General features: G+C 61.3%; 17 protein-coding genes and 1 tRNA gene. 14 read left to right on the forward strand and 4 right to left on the reverse strand.

Going from position 1 to position 18,170, the window contains the following annotated elements; genetic code table 11:
* Nucleotides 1-7 precede the first annotated feature (7 nt).
* Genes pgaB through pgaD form a run of 3 tightly spaced genes read left to right on the forward strand, consistent with a single transcriptional unit; the run spans nt 8 to nt 3,892 of the window.
* The gene (pgaB, locus tag ACU680_RS10910) at nt 8-2,005 is read left to right on the forward strand and encodes a poly-beta-1,6-N-acetyl-D-glucosamine N-deacetylase PgaB (protein WP_448179449.1); all 1,998 of its coding nucleotides are present in this window, start codon (nt 8-10) and stop codon (nt 2,003-2,005) included.
* A 1-nt stretch (nt 2,006) separates the two neighbouring features.
* A complete protein-coding gene (gene pgaC / locus ACU680_RS10915) occupies nt 2,007-3,362 on the forward strand; it encodes a poly-beta-1,6-N-acetyl-D-glucosamine synthase (RefSeq protein WP_007961454.1) in 1,356 nt (451 codons plus the stop codon).
* Nucleotides 3,359-3,892: a poly-beta-1,6-N-acetyl-D-glucosamine biosynthesis protein PgaD gene (gene pgaD, locus ACU680_RS10920; protein WP_400760179.1), complete on the forward strand. Its 534-nt coding sequence runs from the start codon at nt 3,359-3,361 to the stop codon at nt 3,890-3,892. The genes pgaC and pgaD overlap by 4 nt, the downstream gene beginning before the upstream one ends.
* Nucleotides 3,893-4,022: 130 nt before the next feature.
* Here the strand turns inward: pgaD and ACU680_RS10925 are convergent, their stop codons facing one another.
* A complete protein-coding gene (locus ACU680_RS10925; protein ID WP_448179450.1) occupies nt 4,023-5,546 on the reverse strand; it encodes an FAD-dependent oxidoreductase in 1,524 nt (507 codons plus the stop codon).
* Nucleotides 5,547-5,685: 139 nt separating this feature from the next.
* Here ACU680_RS10925 and ACU680_RS10930 point away from each other — a divergent pair, with 139 nt between their 5' ends.
* From ACU680_RS10930 to ACU680_RS10950, 5 genes are all read left to right on the forward strand, one after another.
* Entirely contained in the window at nt 5,686-6,246 is a 561-nt protein-coding gene (locus ACU680_RS10930; protein ID WP_103367783.1) for a YbhB/YbcL family Raf kinase inhibitor-like protein, read from the forward strand.
* Between the two features lie 88 nt (nt 6,247-6,334).
* Nucleotides 6,335-8,020, forward strand: a complete 1,686-nt coding sequence (locus ACU680_RS10935; protein WP_448179451.1) for a vWA domain-containing protein — start codon at nt 6,335-6,337, stop codon at nt 8,018-8,020.
* A 29-nt stretch (nt 8,021-8,049) separates the two neighbouring features.
* Nucleotides 8,050-8,631, forward strand: coding sequence for an RNA polymerase sigma factor (locus ACU680_RS10940; protein WP_448179654.1), 582 nt, complete (start codon nt 8,050-8,052; stop codon nt 8,629-8,631).
* Nucleotides 8,628-9,227, forward strand: a complete 600-nt coding sequence (locus ACU680_RS10945; protein ID WP_448179452.1) for a hypothetical protein — start codon at nt 8,628-8,630, stop codon at nt 9,225-9,227. The genes ACU680_RS10940 and ACU680_RS10945 overlap by 4 nt, the downstream gene beginning before the upstream one ends.
* 56 nt (nt 9,228-9,283) lie before the next feature.
* Nucleotides 9,284-9,514 (forward strand): hypothetical protein, encoded by a 231-nt coding sequence (locus tag ACU680_RS10950; protein WP_448179453.1) that lies wholly within the window; start codon nt 9,284-9,286, stop codon nt 9,512-9,514.
* Nucleotides 9,515-9,590: 76 nt separating this feature from the next.
* On the opposite strand, the gene ACU680_RS10955 is transcribed toward ACU680_RS10950, so the two are convergent.
* Nucleotides 9,591-9,667 (reverse strand) — tRNA-Arg (locus ACU680_RS10955).
* 198 nt (nt 9,668-9,865) lie between these two features.
* On the opposite strand from ACU680_RS10955, the gene ACU680_RS10960 reads away from it, so the two are divergent.
* The 6 genes from ACU680_RS10960 (at nt 9,866) to ACU680_RS10985 (ending at nt 15,537) form a co-directional block, all read left to right on the forward strand.
* Nucleotides 9,866-10,093 (forward strand): RebB family R body protein, encoded by a 228-nt coding sequence (locus ACU680_RS10960; protein ID WP_145595719.1) that lies wholly within the window; start codon nt 9,866-9,868, stop codon nt 10,091-10,093.
* On the forward strand, nt 10,090-10,632 hold the full coding sequence (locus tag ACU680_RS10965; protein ID WP_367082401.1) for a hypothetical protein: 543 nt from the start codon (nt 10,090-10,092) through the stop codon (nt 10,630-10,632). Before ACU680_RS10960 ends, ACU680_RS10965 begins: the two co-directional genes overlap by 4 nt.
* A 43-nt stretch (nt 10,633-10,675) precedes the next feature.
* The gene (locus ACU680_RS10970) at nt 10,676-10,960 is read left to right on the forward strand and encodes a RebB family R body protein (protein ID WP_145595722.1); all 285 of its coding nucleotides are present in this window, start codon (nt 10,676-10,678) and stop codon (nt 10,958-10,960) included.
* A 317-nt stretch (nt 10,961-11,277) separates the two neighbouring features.
* Complete coding sequence (gene gabD, locus ACU680_RS10975) at nt 11,278-12,720, forward strand: NADP-dependent succinate-semialdehyde dehydrogenase (RefSeq protein WP_007963502.1); 1,443 nt, start codon at nt 11,278-11,280, stop codon at nt 12,718-12,720.
* Between the two features lie 186 nt (nt 12,721-12,906).
* Entirely contained in the window at nt 12,907-14,184 is a 1,278-nt protein-coding gene (gene gabT, locus ACU680_RS10980) for a 4-aminobutyrate--2-oxoglutarate transaminase (protein ID WP_448179454.1), read from the forward strand.
* A gap of 141 nt (nt 14,185-14,325) precedes the next feature.
* Nucleotides 14,326-15,537 (forward strand): HDOD domain-containing protein, encoded by a 1,212-nt coding sequence (locus ACU680_RS10985; protein WP_448179455.1) that lies wholly within the window; start codon nt 14,326-14,328, stop codon nt 15,535-15,537.
* Nucleotides 15,538-15,667: 130 nt separating this feature from the next.
* Here ACU680_RS10985 and ACU680_RS10990 read toward each other — a convergent pair whose 3' ends face one another.
* Nucleotides 15,668-16,657 carry a GGDEF domain-containing protein gene (locus ACU680_RS10990; RefSeq protein ID WP_367086207.1) on the reverse strand — a complete coding sequence of 330 codons (990 nt, stop codon included), beginning with the start codon at nt 16,655-16,657 and terminating at the stop codon, nt 15,668-15,670.
* Between the two features lie 247 nt (nt 16,658-16,904).
* Entirely contained in the window at nt 16,905-18,089 is a 1,185-nt protein-coding gene (gene desA, locus ACU680_RS10995; RefSeq protein ID WP_367082404.1) for a delta-9 fatty acid desaturase DesA, read from the reverse strand.
* Nucleotides 18,090-18,170 lie beyond the last annotated feature (81 nt).

Below are 18,170 nucleotides of genomic sequence, written 5' to 3' on the forward strand. Positions count from 1 at the left end.
TTTGAAGATGCCTTTGATGACGCGTTTCATCCTTCTGCTGGGAGTGCTGCTGATCAGCGCCTGCGCCCAGCAAGCCCCGGCCTTCGCGCCGCCGTCGCAACGTCCGCTGGCGGCCAGTGAAAAACCGTGGCCGAAAAACCACGTGCTGGGCATCGCCTATCACGATATCGAAGACCGCGACCCCGATCAGGCCGTGGTAGCGGTGCGCACCGAGCGCATGATCGAACAGTTGGCCTGGCTGCGCGAGAACGGCTACCAGCCGGTCACCGTCGATCAGATCATGGCCGCGCGCAAGGGCGGCCCGGAATTGCCGACCAAAGCGATCCTGCTCAGCTTCGACGACGGTTACTCAAGCTTCTATACCCGCGTGCTGCCGGTGCTGCGCGCCTACAACTGGCACGCGTTGCTGGCACCGGTCGGCGTGTGGATCGATACGCCGCTCAATCAACCGGTGGATTTTGCCGGTGCACCCCGCGCACGTTCGGACTTTCTGACCTGGGATCAGGTGCGGGAAATCTCGCAGTCGGGTCTGGTGGAGATCGCCGCCCACACCGACGCCAGCCACAAAGGCATCCTTGCCAACCCGCAAGGCAACATGCAACCGGCAGCGGCCACGCGGCGTTACGACCCGGTGACCAAACGCTACGAGTCCGAGGCCGATTTCCAGGCGCGAATCCGCAACGACGTCGCGACCATTTCGGAGAAGATCCGCAAGGTCACCGGCAAGAAACCGCGAGTCTGGGTCTGGCCCTACGGCACGGCGGACGGCACTTCGCTGACCGTGGTCGGCGAGCAGGGCTACGAGATGGCCCTGACGCTGGATGACGGTCTGGACGCCCTCGACAACCTGATGAGCAGCCCGCGCTTTCTGGTCGCCTCCGATCCTGATGGCGAGCATTTCGCCAACAGCATCGTCGCGGCGCAGTCGGATTTCACCATGCGTGTGGTCCACGTCGATCTGGACAACGTCTACGACCCGGATCCGGCGCAGCAGGAAATCAACCTCGGCAAGCTGATCCAGCGCATGGCCGACATGGGCGCCAATACCGTGTTCCTGCAGGCCTTCGCTGATCCGAAGGGCGACGGACTGGTGCACTCGCTGTACTTCCCCAACCGTCACCTGCCGGTACGCGCCGACATCTTCGACCGCGTTGCCTGGCAGTTGCGTACTCGGGCACACGTGAAGGTGTTCGCGTGGATGCCGGTGCTCAGTTTCGGTCTCGATGCGAAGCTGCCGCGGGTGACTCGCTGGGATCCGAAGACTGGCACCACTGCGGTCGATCCGGATCAGTATCAGCGCCTGTCGCCGTTCGATCCGCAAGTACGGCAGATCATCGGTGAGATCTACGAAGACGTGGCGCGCCTGACCTCGGTCGACGGCATTCTCTATCACGACGACGCGGTGCTGTCGGACTTCGAAGACGCCAGCCCCGAGGCCCTCAAGGCTTATGCCGCGCACGGCTTGCCGGGATCCATTGCAGCGCTTCGCGATGATCCGGCAGCCATGCAGCGCTGGACGCGGTTCAAGAGCAAATACCTGATCGACTTCACCAATGAGCTGACCGCCAAGGTCCGTGCGATCCGTGGCCCGCAGGTGCTGACCGCACGCAACATCTTCGCCGAGCCGGTGCTCAATCCTGAGAGCGAAACCTGGTTTGCGCAGAACCTCGACGACTTCCTCGTGACCTACGACTGGACCGCGCCGATGGCCATGCCGCTGATGGAAAAACAGACCCACGCGCAATCCGGCCCGTGGCTCGAAGAACTGGTGGCGAAGATCAAGCAGCGCCCCGGCGCGCTGGATCGCACGGTGTTCGAGCTGCAGGCCCGCGACTGGACGAAAAAGGATCAGGCCGACATCGATGGCGCCCAACTGGCCGACTGGATGGGCCGACTCAAGCGTCAGGGTGCGACCAGTTTCGGTTACTACCCGGACAACTTCCTCGACAACCTGCCGGACCTGAAAACCGTAAGGCCTGCGCTCTCCAACAAATGGAACCCATGACATGCTGGATAGACTGTTAGCCCTGCTTGTTCTGGCGCTCGTCCTCGGCGTGCCGCTGGGGTTGATCTTCCTGGTCACCGGGCAGTTCCTGATGGACTTCGTGTTCTTCTACCCGTTGTTCATGTCCGGGCTGTGGATTGCCGGCGGCCTGTATTTCTGGCTGCACTGGGAACGCCACTGGCCATGGAAGGACGACACTTTGCCGCCGCCACTGGAAGGCGAGCCGCTGATCTCGATCCTCATCCCTTGCTACAACGAAGGCGAAAACGCTGCCGACACCATTCACGCAGCGCTGGCCCAGCACTATCCGAACATCGAAGTCATCGCGATCAACGACGGCTCGAAGGACAACACCGCCGAAGTGCTCGACCGGCTCGCCCAGGAGGACCCACGCCTGCGCGTGCTGCACCTGGCGGAAAACCAGGGCAAGGCCGTGGCCCTGCGCATGGGCGCGATTGCCGCGCGCAGCGAATATCTGGTGTGCATCGACGGCGACGCGCTGCTGGCGCCGAACACCGCGGCCTATCTGGTGGCGCCGATGCTCGACAACGCTCGGCTGGGCGCGGTGACCGGCAACCCGCGTATCCGCACACGTTCGACCCTGGTCGGGCGGGTACAGGTCGGCGAGTTCTCGTCGATCATCGGCCTGATCAAGCGCACGCAACGGGTGTTCGGACGGATCTTTACCGTGTCCGGGGTGATCGTCGCGTTCCGCCGCACTGCATTGAACCGGGTCGGCTACTGGAGCCCGGACATGATCACCGAAGACATCGACATCAGCTGGAAACTGCAACTCGATCACTGGAGCATCTTCTACGAGCCGCGCGCGCTGTGCTGGATCCTGATGCCGGAAACCCTGCGCGGCCTGTGGAAGCAGCGCCTGCGCTGGGCCCAGGGCGGTGCCGAGGTGCTGTTCAAGAACATTCGCGGCATCTGGCAGTACCGCCATCGTTACCTGTGGCCGCTGCTGTTCGAATATTGCCTGTCGACCGGGTGGGCCTTCACGTTTCTGTTGTCGGTGATTTTCTGGGGCGTCGGCAAGTTCGTGGTCATGCCGGAATCGATTGCCGTGCATCACCTGATGCCCCCGGCGTTCACCGGGCTGTTACTGGCGTTCGTCTGCCTGGTGCAATTCGCGGTCAGCATCATTATCGACCGGCGCTACGAACCGGGGTTGGGCCGAACCATGTTCTGGGTGGTCTGGTACCCGATCGCGTTCTGGCTGGTCAGCCTGCTCACCACGTTGGTCAGTTTCCCCAAAGTGCTGTTTGGTCAGCATCAGAAGCGTGCGCGCTGGGTCAGCCCTGATCGGGGTATCAAACCGGTTGGCGACGACGAAGAGGAGGTTATCAAATGAAAATCATCCGGACCCGCCAGCGGCCCTTCCTGGTGGTGATCGATGTGATCCTCACCGTATTGGCCTGGGTCGGCCTGCTGTTTCTGCTGATACGCGGACTGTGGCCATTGATCGAGACCCACGCCGGTGGGCCGCGCATCGACAACTCGGCGTTTGAAGCCCTCGGCACCTTGCAGATCTACCTGTGGGTGGCGCTGGTCAACGCAGTGATTCTGATTGGTTGGGCGCGTTATCAACAGCGTAAAAGCAGAAGCTTCGCTCAGCGTCGATTGCCGGCACCGGTGGTCGATGATGAAGGGCTGACCAAGAGCTTTCGCCTGTGCGACGAGCGCTTGCAGAAGCTGCGCACCCCTGGAGTGATGACCATCCACAACGATCAGGACGGTGACATCAGCCATGTGGTGCTGAACTTTCGTCCGCTGGAGCCTGCCGAGCTGCCGCCACCGCTGGCGCCGCTGGAACATCCCCGGGTGATCTTCCTGCACGCCGAGGACGACGATAATCGCGACCCGATAAATCGCCCCACCTGAACGACGCTCCCCTGTAGGAGCTGCCGAAGGCTGCGATCTTTTGATTCTGATTTGAAAGATCAAAAGATCGCAGCCTTCGGCAGCTCCTACATTGTTCAGCAATCAGCAATCAGCAATCAGCAATCAGCATTCAGCCGCGAATCAGTTCCCACGCGTTTTCCATCGTCAGCGGCTGTTTCATCCGTTCGGCCAGCATCGCCATGGCCCGCTCCTCCTCGCATGCCACAGCGGCAACCACCACGCCGTTTTGTCCAAACAGGCCGATGAAGGGCGGATGCCCGGGTTCGCCCTTGAACTCGATTTCATCCCACTGACTCGCGTGACCCAGATAGTCATAGTTCCTGCCGAAGTGCCAGGTCCAGAAAAACGGCACATCCAGATAATGCTCGTCAGCGCCGAGCATGTTGGCAGCAGCGATTCGGGCATGCTGCTGGGCCAGGCGCCAGTGTTCGATGCGTTGTGGCTGGCCGTTCAGGGGGAAGGTGGCGATATCGCCGATTGCCCAGAGTCCGTCGCAAACACGCAGGCCGGCATCGACTCGCAGTGACTGGTCTTTCTCCCTAGGCAGCGACGCAAAAGCCTCGGTGGCCGGGTGCACACCAACCCCCGCCAGGACCAGATCCGCCGACAGGCGCAAACCGTTGTCCAGCAACACCGCCTCGACCTTGCCGTCGCCAGTGATTTCCCGGGCTTCGTGATCAGTGATGAATTTCACCCCATGTTGTTCATGCAGCGCACGGATCGCCTTGCCCACGGCTTCGCCGAACTGCGCGGCGAACGGAATGGCGTGGCGGGCGATGACCGTGACGTCGAGGCCGAACTGACGCAGGGCCGAGGCGCATTCGAGGGCGATGAAGCTGTCGCCGATGATCACGGCGCGCTGGTCAGGTTTGGCCTCGCGCATGATCTGTTCGGCCTGGGCTTTCGAACGCAGGACAAACACCTGCGGCAGGTTGGCGCCGGGCAGTTGCAGCGGATTGGGCTCGCCGCCGGTGGCGAGCACTGCGGCGTCGTAGGACAGGGATTGGCCGTCGCTCAGATGCAGGGATCTCGCCGAAGCGTCGAGCGCGGAGATTGCGACTTGTCGGCGTTCGATGCGCTGCTCTTGATAAAAATCTTCGTCGCGCAGCGGCGGGGTTTCCTGCGCCGACATCTCGCCGGCGAGGACGAATTTGCTCAGCACCGTGCGGTCGTAACCGGCCTCCGCTTCGCGGTCGAGCATGATGATCCGGCCACCGAAACCTTTCTCCCGCAGAGCCGCCGCACATGCCGTGCCCGCTGCACCTGCGCCGACAATCACAAAGATGCGCGGATCATCGGCCGGAGGCGTGTGCGCATCCGGCAGCGGTTGATCATCGACCCAGACCTCATCGCCACGTAACTCCAGCGGATAACGCTTCAGGCTGTCGAGGGCCGGCGGCTCGCACAACGCGCCGTCTTCGGCGCGAAACGCGGCCTTGTGCCAAGGGCAAATCAGACGTCCGTGACACAACGCACCGTCAGCCAAGGGTGCGCCGGCATGTGGGCATTCGCCCTGAAATGCCCGGAGCTGGCCGTTTGCGCGTAGCAGGACGATCTTGCAGTCGCCGATTTCGACTTGCAGCCCATGGTCTTCGGGGACATCGGCGAAATGGGCGACACGGTGCAGGCTCATGTTCGTGCTCCTGACAGGCATTTCTCTTACGAGTTTGCGCCGCAGTGCGAGGTTCAGCCAATTGCCACTGCCAAGGTACGAACGGTACAGCTATAGTTTGCAGGCCGACGAAGGCCCAACTGCACAAGGTACTCCCGGAATGACCCGATTGACCTCTCTAAACCCTTGGCTGGCGGCCGTCGCCGTCGCCCTTTGCGTGCAGTTTCCGGCGCAGGCGGCCGAGCGCTTTACCCTCGACATCCCCGGTGTCTCGGACAATCGCCTGTTCACCTCGGCCGCAGCGAGCGATGCGGCTGGCTGTGGCGGCAAGAACCAGTCGCCGGCGCTGGCGTGGAATGCGGGCCCTGCCGGTACCCTGAGCTACGCGATCGTCATGCACGACCCGGACGGCCAGAAAGGTGCGGGCGTCGATCACTGGATTCACTACGGCATCAAGGCCACCACCCGGCAGATTCCGGCCGGGGTCGGCGCCAAATCCACTCTCGAAGGCGTGGGCGGTACCAACAGCAAAGGCACCACCCATTACATCGGGCCGTGCCCACCGGTTGGCGACAGCGCCCACCACTACATCATTCAGATCTACGCCTTGGACCTGGCCCCGGACGCCTTGCCCGCCGGTCTGACCCGCGCCGAGCTGATGGACAAAATCAAAGGCCACGTACTGCGTAACAGCAGCGTGGTGCGGCGTTATCACCGCTGAAAATATTTTCAGCGGCGTTTAACCCGATCTGAAGGGGCTGCCCGTCTCAGTGGATGAATGGATCACTTTCATCCCGAGGTCAGCCCCCATGTCCCGCTCCCTGCCTTTTCTGCGACCCGTTGCCGTCGGTGTGTTGTTGACCGTCGCCGGTTGCGGCGTGTCTTCCAATCCCGAATCGGCTGCCGTCCCGACGCCGGCCCAGCCGCAGACGTCGATTCAGCATGAAGCGCTCGCCGCCGACAGTGCGATGGTCAAGCGCAGAGCAAGTCCGGCGCCGATTGCCAGTTTCGCGGCGATCCCGGCACCGGAAAGTTATCCACAAGGCTATCGCGACGAGCCGCGCGAGCAGTATCAGGCGCTGGCCGACAACCCGATTCACAGCGTCGCCGAGGCCCCGGTCTCGACCTTCAGCGCTGACGTCGACACAGGGGCCTACGCCAACGTTCGGCGTCTGCTCAATCAGGGACGTGTGCCGCCGGAAGGCGCAGTGCGGCTGGAAGAGATGGTCAATTACTTTCCCTATGACTACGCGCTGCCCAGCGATGGTTCACCCTTCGGCGTGACCACCGAACTGGCCGCCACCCCGTGGAATCCGCACACCCGCCTGCTGCGTATCGGCATCAAGGCCTCCGACCGCGCCGTGGCGGAGCTGGCTCCGGCGAATCTGGTGTTTCTGGTGGATGTGTCCGGCTCGATGGATCGCCGCGAAGGGCTGCCACTGGTCAAAAGCACATTGAAACTGCTGGTCGATCAGTTGCGCGAACAGGATCGGGTGTCGCTGGTGGTGTATGCCGGCGAATCCCGCGTGGTGCTGGAGCCGACTTCCGGACGCGACAAAGCGAAAATTCGCACAGCCATCGAGCAACTGACCGCAGGCGGTTCAACCGCTGGCGCGTCAGGCATCGAACTGGCCTATCAAATGGCGCAGCAGGCGTTCATCCCCAAAGGCATCAACCGCATCCTGTTGGCCACTGACGGTGACTTCAACGTCGGCATCAGCGACTTCGACAGCCTCAAGCAAATAGCTGTGGATAAACGCAAAACCGGGATTTCCCTGACCACCCTGGGTTTCGGTGTGGATAACTACAATGAACACTTGATGGAACAACTGGCCGACGCCGGCGACGGCAATTACGCCTACATCGACAACCTGCGTGAATCGCGCAAGGTGCTGGTGGATCAACTCGGTTCGACCTTGGCGGTGCTGGCGAAAAACGTCAAATTGCAGGTGGAATTCAACCCGGCGCAGGTCAGTGAATATCGCCTGCTCGGCTACGAAAACCGCGCCTTGAAGCGTGAGGATTTCAGCAACGACAAGGTCGATGCCGGTGAAGTCGGTGCAGGACACACGGTGACCGCGCTGTATGAAATTGTCCCGGCAGGTGAGAAGGGCTGGCTGGAGCCGCTGCGTTACGGTAAATCGCAGGCGCCGGTGGCGACGAACAACGGGGAATTGGCAATGCTGCGTGTGCGTTATCAACAGCCTGAAGGTGGGAAAAGTCTGCTGATCGACCGGCCGATTGCCAATCAGGTCGCACCGGCCAGCGAGGACCTGCGTTTCGCGGCAGCGGTGGCGGCGTTTTCCCAGCAGCTCAAGGACGGTCGTTATACCGGCGATTTCAGCCTGAAAGACACCGAGGCACTGGCCCGTGGCGCTCGCGGCGACGACCGTTTCGGTTTGCGCAACGAGTTCGTGCAACTGGTGGAACTGGCGCAAAGCCTGCGCACCTCAACCGCATCCAATGCGATGCCCACTGAGCGACGGATCGAATAGTGAGCCGATTCAAAGGCTTCATCAGTCAGCTGTTTGCTGCGCCAGACAGCCCGACCGCCAGCAGCGATGAAACGCTGCTGGCGCGTTATCGCGAGGGCGACGGCGCGGCGTTCGAGATTCTGTACGCGCGCCATCGCCAGGGTTTGTATCGGTTCCTGCTTGGGTTGAGCGGCAAACCGGAACTGGCTGACGAAGTGTTTCAGGACACCTGGCTGAGCCTGATCCGCAGCACCAGTCAGCTACAGAGGCGGGCGACGTTTCGTACATGGCTGTTCCAGATTGCGCGCAATCGGCTGATCGATCACTGGCGCAAACACGGTGCGCATCAGCCGCTGCACGACAGTTACGACGAACAGCTGCATGCGATTGGCGACGAGACCCACGATCCCGAACAACTGCTGAACCTCAGCCGTGACTGCCAGCGCCTGGAAAGCGCCCTGCAAACCTTGCCTGCCGACCAGCGCGAAGTGTTCCTGCTGCGCGCCCACGGCGACCTCGACCTGGCGCAGATAGCCAGCCTCACCGAAACACCGCTGGAAACCGTCAAGAGCCGCTTGCGCTACGCCCAGCAAAAACTGCGTCGGCTGCTGGCCGAGGAGGTACTGACATGACTGACGCCCGCCAGACACCCGAAGATCCCGTGATCAAACATGTGCGTGAACAGCATAACGCTGAACCGCCGGCGTACCTTGATGCGTTCATCCTCAATGTTGCCCACCGCGAAACCCCGGTGCCCAAGCCAGGCCTGTGGCAACGCTGGCTGCGGGCCTGTCAGAAACCGCGTTGGCAGGTCGCCTTCGCCAGCCTGGTCGGTGTGGCACTGATGCTGTCGCTGGTGCAACGTGCATCCGAGCCACAGCCGCAATTCGACTTCGCCCCGGCCGCCAAACCGGCCGCGCCACTGGCGCGCAAGCAAGCACCGGAAGCGCAGTCACTGGCCGCTCCGCCCGCTGCCGCCATGTCCGCGCCGGCACCGATGATGGAAATGGCCGAGCCGATGCAAAGCGACGCGATCAGCGGCGACCAAGCCAAACTCGGCAAACGCGCCGCCGCCCCGGCCAACGGCCTCGACACGCAACTGCACGAAGTCCTGCGCCTGCGCGACTCCGGCCAGTCGCAAGCCGCTGATGCGCTGTACAACAATTTGCACAAACGCTACCCCGACGTGGACCTTGACCGGCGACTCGAAAAAATCCGCCAGAACTGACCGCTTGTTCACCCAGCCATTTGGCATTGCCCGGCAAAAACGCGCACTATCGGGCCATGGCTGAAGCGCTGGAGAACAAAGTGGCAGCAAAAATCGACCGCATCGCCCAACTCCTCAACTGCCCGCAGAAGGGCGAGGAGATGCGGCGCGCGATTACCGAGGCGCGCAAGGAATTTCTGCTGAACCAGTCGGAAGAAGACGTCGTGGAAGAAGATGAGGGTTTTGAGGAAACTGGGGAGGAAGAGGAGGATGAGGATTACGATGAGTTTGACTGGACGACGGAGTGACCGCTGTCTCATGAAAGGCAGCACCCACAAAAAAGCCCCGGACCATCACAGTCCGGGGCTTTCTCGTTTCAATTCATGGCGCACCAGGCGGGATTCGAACCCACGACCCCTGCCTTCGGAGGGCAGTACTCTATCCAGCTGAGCTACTGGTGCAGCGGGCGACATCATACCTAGGTCGGCTCGGGGCGTCCATGCCGGTTTTTGGCGCTTGTGTCAGCGTCCGTGTCCACGCAAAGCAGCATTCCTCAAGGCGGTAACGTCCTGAAAAACGATCTTTTGGCGCTTTGGCAGGGCTGATCTATCGTTTTCCTGCGGCGGGTACTTTGATCGCTATCCCTTCAGGAGAAATGCATGGCTACCGTCAATCCACAAATCACCGATTCAGTCACCCAATCGAATGTTCAGGTTGTTGGCTCTGCGCCCGCGACGGCGATCGCCACGCTCACTCAGGTCACCAGCCACGCAGTCAGCCTGGCACTGCAGAACGCGGTCAGTCAGCAGCAGGCGCTGAACATTATCGGTAATGCCACTGTGGCGGCTGCGGTGCAGCAGATTCTGGCGGTTGGAGGGCGGTCATGATGGCGGAGGAACAGGCACAAACGGCGGGGCAGGAGCCGCCGACGGCAGATCCCGCGACTACCACTGCGTCTTTGCTGGAAGCGCTGAACGAGCATTTGCTCAAGCAGGCCGCCGATGGCATCGGCAGCGAGGCATTGAATGCGCAACTGGTCGAGTCGGTGAATTTCCTCAATAGCCAGTTGGCAGCTCAAGCCCCCGCGCTGGCAGCGCTGGGGTCGGAACTCCTGATCCGCCAGGCCAGCGGCCTGGTGGCGCAGTCAGCGGCGAGTTATTTCGATGGGGTGACCAAACTGGCGCTGGCCTCGCAGGGTGTGCTGCTGCGGCAGATGACCGAGAACATTGTCAACGACGATCTCGCTGCCGCGAACGAAAGCGCGTTGGGTGCCCTGCACACGCACTTGCTGGTCGGTGGCGCTGCTGCGGTGGCGGCGGCGAGCGGGGTATTGGATGCGGAAAACGTCGATCAGGCCCTTGAGCGAATCAACCAGAGTATCGCCCGGTTCAGTGGCAGTCTGGCTGAGCGCAAGCCGACGGTATGAACAACATTTGCAACACTCATCGTTCAGCGAAAGGAGTCAGGCAATGGCAACTGTAAATGACCAGATCACCGACGCAGTCACTCAAACCAGCGTAAAGGTTTTAGCTGAAGCGCCGGCCATGGCAATGGGCACCATTTATCAAACAATGGCGCACTCCACCGGCATCCTGTTCGAAAACGCCGTCAGCGCCCAACAACAGCAAAATACGTTGTCTCAGGCGGCGACCAACCAAGGCGTGATGCAGATATACAGCGTCGATACCACGGCCAGTGCGGCAGCCAGCGAGAAGATTCTGCAGGACTCGGCCAGCAAAACGCCGAAAGGTTGAAATGACGCTCGCAAAAGCCTTCATTGTCGATGTCGGTCATGGAAGGCTTTTGCGCGTTGATCTGAAAAATCCAGCAAACACAGGGTTTTTGTTCTTTTTTTCGAACGACCTATTGTCCTTTAACCCCTTTGCTCCTACGATCCGTTTGAGATTTCAAACGCTCTTTGATCGGGTGTTGAAGCGCAGGTGCTGAGAATAACGCACGATCACTGCGCCTCACCCGGTCGATGATTTCCCTGACGGCAGCCTTGCGAGGCGCCTTTCTACAATCATAATTTTGCTCCGCGCAGGCCGCGGTGCTGTTAAGGAAAGCCGACATGCAGCTTAAAGACACCCAGTTGTTCCGCCAGCAAGCCTTCATTGATGGCGCTTGGGTCGATGCGGACAACGGTCAGACGATCAAGGTCAACAACCCGGCCACCGGCGAAATCCTCGGCACCGTGCCGAAGATGGGCGCCGCAGAAACCCGCCGTGCCATTGAAGCCGCCGACAAGGCGCTGCCGGCCTGGCGTGCACTGACCGCCAAAGAGCGTGCCGGCAAGCTGCGTCGCTGGTTCGAACTGATGATCGAGAACCAGGATGACCTCGCACGCCTGATGACCCTCGAGCAGGGCAAGCCGCTGGCCGAGGCCAAGGGCGAAATTGTTTACGCCGCTTCGTTCATCGAGTGGTTCGCCGAAGAAGCCAAACGCATCTACGGTGACGTGATTCCGGGCCACCAGCCGGACAAACGCCTGATCGTGATCAAGCAGCCGATCGGCGTTACTGCTGCCATCACCCCGTGGAACTTCCCGGCGGCGATGATCACCCGTAAAGCCGGCCCTGCGCTGGCCGCCGGTTGCACCATGGTGCTCAAGCCGGCCTCGCAAACTCCATTCTCCGCCTTCGCCCTGGCGGAACTGGCCCAGCGCGCCGGCATCCCTAAAGGTGTGTTCAGTGTGGTCTCCGGCAGCGCCGGCGACATCGGCAGCGAGCTGACCAGCAACCCGATCGTGCGCAAACTGTCTTTCACCGGTTCGACCGAAATCGGTCGTCAGCTGATGTCGGAATGCGCCAAGGACATCAAGAAAGTCTCGCTGGAACTGGGCGGCAACGCGCCGTTCATCGTGTTCGACGACGCGGATCTGGATAAGGCCGTCGAAGGCGCGATCATTTCCAAGTACCGCAACAACGGCCAGACCTGCGTCTGCGCCAACCGTCTGTACATTCAGGATTCGGTCTACGACGCGTTCGCCGAGAAGCTGAAAGTGGCGGTGGCCAAGCTGAAGATCGGCAACGGTCTGGAAGAAGGCACCACCACTGGCCCGCTGATCGACGAAAAAGCCGTGGCCAAGGTGCAAGAGCACATCGCTGACGCCGTGGCCAAAGGCGCCACCGTACTGGCCGGTGGCAAGCCGATGGAAGGCAACTTCTTCGAGCCGACCATCCTGACCAACGTGCCTAAAGACGCGGCTGTCGCCAAGGAAGAAACCTTCGGCCCGCTGGCGCCGCTGTTCCGCTTCAAAGACGAAGCCGAAGTGATCGCGATGTCCAACGACACCGAGTTCGGTCTGGCCTCCTACTTCTACGCTCGTGATCTGGGCCGTGTGTTCCGTGTGGCTGAAGCCCTGGAATACGGCATGGTCGGCGTCAACACCGGGTTGATCTCCAACGAAGTCGCGCCATTCGGCGGCATCAAGGCGTCGGGTCTGGGCCGTGAAGGCTCCAAGTACGGCATCGAGGATTACCTGGAAATCAAATACCTCTGCCTGGGCATCTAAGCCGGGAAAGGGATCGCTGCAAACGCAAAGGGCACGAGAGCGCTGTCCCTTTGCGTCGTTTCAAAACCGGAATTTTCTCTGCGGCCAGGAACGCCGTGGCAGTCGATCATCGCATGCTGCCACCGCCGATTTCTCCCGCTTAATCCTTGAACCACGCCGCCCGATGAGCGGTGAATGAGGACTGTAATGAGCAAGACTAACGCTGATCTGATGGCCCGCCGTACCGCTGCTGTTCCACGTGGTGTTGGCCAGATTCACCCGATCTTCGCCGAATCGGCGAAGAACGCTACCGTGACTGACGTTGAAGGTCGTGAATTCATCGACTTCGCCGGCGGTATCGCTGTGCTGAACACCGGCCACGTGCACCCGAAAATCATCGCCGCCGTGACCGAACAGCTGAACAAGCTGACCCACACTTGCTTCCAGGTACTGGCCTACGAGCCGTACGTTGAGCTGTGCGAAAAGATCAACGCCAAGGTGCCAGGTGATTTCGACAAGAAAACCCTGCTGGTGACCACCGGTTCCGAAGCCGTGGAAAACGCCGTGAAAATCGCCCGTGCCGCCACTGGCCGTGCCGGCGTGATCGCCTTCACCGGCGCCTATCACGGTCGCACCATGATGACCCTGGGCCTGACCGGTAAGGTCGTGCCTTACTCGGCCGGCATGGGCCTGATGCCAGGCGGCATTTTCCGCGCGCTGTACCCGAACGAGCTGCACGGCGTGAGCATCGACGATTCGATCGCGTCCATCGAGCGCATCTTCAAGAACGACGCCGAGCCGAAAGACATCGCCGCGATCATCATCGAGCCTGTGCAGGGCGAAGGTGGTTTCTACGTCGCGCCGAAAGAATTCATGAAGCGTCTGCGTGCCCTGTGCGACCAGCACGGCATCCTGCTGATCGCTGACGAAGTGCAGACCGGCGCTGGCCGTACCGGCACCTTCTTCGCCATGGAACAGATGGGCGTTGCTGCCGACCTGACCACCTTCGCCAAATCCATCGCTGGCGGCTTCCCGCTGGCCGGCGTCTGCGGCAAGGCCGAATACATGGACGCCATCGCTCCAGGCGGCCTGGGCGGCACCTACGCCGGTAGCCCGATCGCTTGCGCTGCGGCTCTGGCCGTGATGGAAGTGTTCGAAGAAGAGCAACTGCTGGACCGCTGCAAGGCTGTCGGCGAGCGTCTGGTAACCGGTCTGAAGGCCATCCAGGCCAAGTACCCGGTGATCGGTGAAGTGCGTGCGCTGGGCGCGATGATCGCGGTCGAGCTGTTCGAAAACGGCGACAGCCACAAGCCAAACCCGACCGCCGTTGCGGCTGTCGTGGCCAAGGCGCGCGACAAGGGCCTGATCCTGCTGTCCTGCGGCACCTACGGCAACGTGCTGCGCGTCCTCGTACCGCTGACCTCGCCGGACGAGCAACTGGACAAAGGCCTGGCGATCATCGAAGAGTGCTTCTCGGAGCTGTAAGCCCCGACTCTGTGTGATCGGTTCGACAAAAAACCCGCTTCGGCGGGTTTTTTTACGCCCCTTGAAACACATCCGGCGCTTTTGCGCTGTATCGAAAGGCCAGCATTGGCTAAGGTTCAGGCATTGCAAGGGAGAGCGCGCATGACCGCCGTTGATTTACCCGCCGTACCCCGAGTGCTGATTGCCGAGGCTGATCCATGGTCCCGGGACCTGCTTAAACAAGTGTTGCTCAATGTGCGCTGCGATGCGCGGCTGGACCTGTGTGCCGACGGCCAGCAAGCCCTGTCTTTACTCAGCGAAGTGCCCTATGACCTGGCCATTGTCGATTGGGAGTTGTCGGGCATCGACGGTTTGAGCGTGCTGCGCAGCGTGCGGCAGCGCAAACGCAATCCGCCGCTGCCGTTCATCCTGATGAGCAGCCGCAACGACAGCGCCAGCGTGCGTGAAGCCATTCCGTTGGCGCCCACGGCCTACCTGACCAAACCGCTGAACATGGAAAACCTGACCGAGCGCTTGCAGGGGTTGCTGCTGGATGCGGGCGAAGAGGTGTTTTGCGAAGTGCCGGCCCTGGCGGCGGGCATGACCCTGTCGGTATTCCTTGAGCGGCGTCGTGAGCAGGCTGACGGTGCGCCGCTGATGACCGATGTGCAGGTGGCGGTGAAGCGCAGCCTGAACCCGAACGGACTTGATCTGAAGCTGCTGGAAGAAGAAATCCGCACCGATCCGCAGATCACCGCCGTGCTGATCGCCGCCGCCAACAGCGCGGCGCAGCATCATGGCGCGGCGGTGCAGACCCTGGGTCAGGCGCTGCATCGCCTCGGCACCGGGCAGAGCATGAACCTGATTCTCGGCTTGGCGCTCAAGCGCAGCGCCAAACTCAGCGATCCATGCCTGGCGGACTACGCCGAGCGCTATTGGGGGTTGTCGCTGCACACGGCCGAATATGCCCGCACGCTGGCGCGCCTGCTCGATCTGGATCAGGAGCGCTGCTACTGCGCCGGTATGTTGCATCGTCTCGGTGACCTGGCGTTGCTGCGTTGTTTGCAGGAGTGGAAGCAGGCCGGCGGCGAGCTGGATGAGCTGGAGGAAGTCGGCGACGCGCTGGCGGAGTTCGGCGCGGCTTACGGTTCGGCGTTGCGTACACGCTGGCGCTTGCCGCTGGAGCTGCGTGAGTTGATTGCCTCGGTCTACCAGCTCGGAGGCGGGGTTTACTCCCGTGAGGCGCTGGTGATGAACATGGCGGCGCAAATGGCCCGTCTGACCGAGCATGAGGGCGTCGAAGAGCTGGCGAAGAGTCGCACGGCGCGGTTGCTGAAGATCGGGCTGCCGGAATTGATGCGGATGCGCAAGTAACCGGACTCACGAGCATCCCCCTGTAGGAGCTGCGGCACGCTGCGATCTTTTGATCTTGTCTTTTAAAACAAAATCAAAAGATCGCAGCGTGCCGCAGCTCCTACTGGGGAGGTGAATCGGATGGTGGGTTTCAGCTTGAGATAATCCGGTTCTTGCCCTGACGCTTGGCCTCGTACATCGCCGCGTCCGCCCGGGCGAACAGGCTGTCGAGGTTTTCGTCGTCATCGTGCAGGCTGGTCAATCCCTGGCTGACGGTGATGCCGAACGTCTGGCCGTCCACGTTGAAGCTCAACCGCTGAATCTCCTGCTGGAGCCGCTCGGCCACTTGCATCGCCATGTCCGGCGCGCAACCCGGGAACACGGCGGCGAATTCCTCGCCACCAATGCGTCCGAACAGATCGCCACGGCGCAAGGAGCCGCGCCCGCATTCGGCGATCCGCTGCAGCACGTTGTCACCCTCCGGGTGGCCGTAGCTATCGTTGATCTGCTTGAAGTCATCGATGTCCAACAGCAGAAAGGCTAGAGGTGCACCTTGCAGGCGCGCCTCTTCGAACTCGCGGTTGGCGCATTCGAAGAAATGTCGGCGGTTGCTGCTCTGGGTCAGCACGTCAGTGGTCGCCAGGCGTTGCAGCTCGGTTTCCATGTGCTTCTTGTCGGTGATGTCTTCGGCGATGCCGACAATGATCACCGGTTGCCCGGGCTCGTCCTGACGGTTGATGAAGCATTTGTCGCTGAGCCAGCGCACCTGTCCGTCAGCGGCGATGATCCGGTATTCGCGGTCTTCCACTGCGCCTGTGTGCAGGACTTCGGCAAGGCTGCGTTCGGCGTAATCCAGATCATCGGGGTAGATGCTGTCGCGCCACTGGTTGTAATCGGCGAGCAAGAGCCCTGCCGAGCGCCCGAAAATCCGCTCATACGCAGGGCTGACGTACAGCACCTGACGGGTTTCCCAATTGAACGCCCAGAGCACCGCGTTGACGCTCACCAGCAATGAACTGAACAGTTGTTCGCGCTCGCTCAGCCGGGCGACTTCGCCTTGGGCGTGCATCAGCGCCATCAGGGTTTGCGCGGCCTCGGGCCACTGCGCAAGGGATGAGTCTTTTTGATTGTTGTTGACCATCGGCACATATCTCAAAGGGCGTGCCGCGATTTCGACAACGACCACAGTACAGCCCGCCAGGGTGGCGAAGTGTCTTTGAGATAGGGCTTTCGGTGCTAAGTTCCGCGCTTTTGTGGCGAGGAAGCTTGCTCCCGCCGGGCGGTAGATATGACGCGTTTCAGCAATGAGAACGCGTCGACAAATTTGCGGTAGCTGCGCTACCGATCGGGGATGAATCCCCTCGCCACAGGGGATTCGTTCATGGCGGTCAGGCTGCGGCGGGGCGCAGCGAGTAGGTTTTCAGCTGGTCGGCGAATTCACGCAGGGACTGGATGCCGCTGGCTTCAGCCTCGTGCACCCATTCCTTGATGGCGGCGAGCATGTCGTGACCATTGGCGCTGGTCTTGACCCAGATCTGCTGCAGGGCCAGGCGTTTTTCGTAAATTACCTTTAGCGCCTGGCTGTGCTCGAGCATGTTCTGGATGCGCAAGTGATGACGGTCCTCCAGCAGGCTGGTTTCCCGCGAGAGCAGGCGTTTGGCCCGATGGAATTGATGGCGTACCGAATGATCGACCTTGTCCAGCTCCTGCTTGACCAGCGGGCCGATGACCAACTTGCGGTACTGGGCCATGATCTGGAAGCGGTTGTTGAGGATCGCCATGGCGGTGTCCATGTCCAGACTGCCCTTGCCTTCGACGCGGTGGGCGATCGGCGCCACACGCTGCACCTTGGCCAGCCTGAAGAAGCTGAAGACTTTGATCCACGCCCAGCCGAGGTCGAACTCCCACTTTTTCACCGACAGCTTGGCCGAGTTGGGGTAGGTGTGATGGTTGTTGTGCAGTTCTTCGCCGCCGATCAGGATGCCCCACGGCACCAGATTGGTCGCGGCGTCGCGGCATTCGAAGTTGCGGTAGCCGATGGCATGGCCCAGACCGTTGACCACGCCCGCGGCCCAGACCGGAATCCACATCATCTGGATTGCCCAGATGGTGATGCCGATGGTGCCGAACAGCAGCAGGTCGATGACGCCCATGATCGCCACACCCAGCAGCGGATAGCGGCTGTAGAGGTTGCGCTCGATCCAGTCTTCCGGGCAGTTCTTGCCGTAGATGCGCAGGGTCTCCGGGTTCTCGGCTTCGGCGCGATACAGCTCGGCGCCTTTGCGCAGCACGGTGGACAGGCCCTTGATGACCGGGCTGTGCGGGTCATCTTCGGTTTCGCATTTGGCGTGGTGTTTGCGGTGGATGGCAGTCCACTCGCGGGTGTTCTGCGCCGTGGTCAGCCACAGCCAGAAGCGGAAAAAGTGTTTCAGACCGGCGTTCAGCTCAAGCGAACGGTGGGCCGAATAACGGTGCAGATAGACCGTGACGGCGACAATTGTCACGTGGGTCATCAGCAGGGTGACCGCGACCAGAGACCAGGCCGACAAGCCAAGAAAACCTTCGTACCACATAGGCTATAGGGCCCTCGATAAAGATAAAAACAGCCGTTGCATTATCACCAAGCACACAGATAAAACCAGTCGCCCTTTCAG

This window comes from Pseudomonas sp. LF020, assembly GCF_053456425.1.